A 384-nucleotide genomic window follows, 5' to 3' on the forward strand; every position below is an offset into this window, starting at 1 on the left:
GAGGCCCATATCGTCCGCGAGGCAAGCGCCCAGCCCGAGCCGGGTGAGCAGGTACAACCATCGCACGCCGGCCTGCTGGTAGGGCCGCAGGCTGGCCTTGAGTTCCGGTCCCGGGCTGATCTGCGCCAACCCCTCTGGCTGACGCAACTCCTGCAAGATGTCGGCCAGCCAAGGTCCCGCAACAAGCTGCGACCAGTCGCGGTCGGCGGGGTCGCCGCTATCGTCGAGCGAAACACCTGCCAGAAGGCGTAGGGCCTCATTAAATGGCAGACCGGTTTTCGCCGCCTTTTCCATCGCCTCGAATCGCTTCAGGAGGTGACTGAGTTTTTTCTTGTCAACCTCGACCCAGCGACCACGGATGAGTTGCAGGCCGTCAGCGCCTTG

1 protein-coding gene is annotated in these 384 nt (G+C 63.8%); it reads right to left on the bottom strand.

Features of this window, described 5'->3' with window-relative positions:
- Positions 1-384: SNF2 helicase-associated domain-containing protein (locus P0D89_RS54215; protein ID WP_408379875.1), on the bottom strand; the 384-nt coding region annotated here is incomplete at both ends.

The organism is Paraburkholderia sp. RL18-085-BIA-A (assembly GCF_046027075.1).
Taxonomy (GTDB): Bacteria; Pseudomonadota; Gammaproteobacteria; order Burkholderiales; family Burkholderiaceae; genus Paraburkholderia.